Source organism: Caballeronia sp. LZ003 (genome assembly GCF_031451465.1).
Taxonomy (GTDB): domain Bacteria; phylum Pseudomonadota; class Gammaproteobacteria; order Burkholderiales; family Burkholderiaceae; genus Caballeronia.
In genome coordinates this window covers 1-503 of record NZ_JARUXJ010000165.1, presented here as the reverse complement: position 1 = coordinate 503, position 503 = coordinate 1, and the positions used below count along the sequence as shown (strand labels likewise).

The window sequence follows — 503 nt, the reverse complement described above, 5'->3', positions numbered from 1 at the left end:
CCGAGTTCGGGCATGCTCACGAGCGTGCCAAGAGGAAGCATCAGACCCAGATCGGCAAGACCCGGGTTCGCTTCGAGCACCGCCTCGACCGTGCCGTTGGTGCGACCATAAAATCGCCAACACAACAAATCGACCGTATCGCCCTGCTGCGAGCGCACCTTCATCAAATCGCCTCGACCGTTAATCTGCGCCGCCCGACGATATCGCCCAAGGCCCAATAGGCATCCCGGCGCGCCTCGTCCGGCGACAACGCCACGGCATCGACGCGGCGCGTTCCGCTCTGTGATGTGTCGTAGCCCCGATATCGCTCCAACACCAACGCATGCGCCCAGCCGTACACGGCGCGCCGATAGCGGCGCACCTGGACGCTTTCGCCTGCGACCTGGCGAGGATGGGTCGCCGCCAGATCGGCCGCCCCGCTTGCCTCACATTTGACGCGCCACGCATGCAAGACGTCGGCCGCATGGGCGATGCCTTCGACTACCGCATCGAAAAGCCGCGCG

2 protein-coding genes are annotated in these 503 nt (G+C 65.0%); both read right to left on the bottom strand.

Going from position 1 to position 503, the window contains the following annotated elements; translation table 11 throughout:
* Window positions 1-164, bottom strand: a 164-nt coding sequence (locus tag QCE79_RS39525) for a tail protein X (protein WP_309851856.1), incomplete at its 3' end; no start/stop codon positions are given.
* A partial coding sequence (locus QCE79_RS39520) for a head completion/stabilization protein (RefSeq protein ID WP_309851853.1) occupies window positions 164-503 on the bottom strand: 340 nt, incomplete at its 5' end. The genes QCE79_RS39520 and QCE79_RS39525, both read right to left, overlap by 1 nt.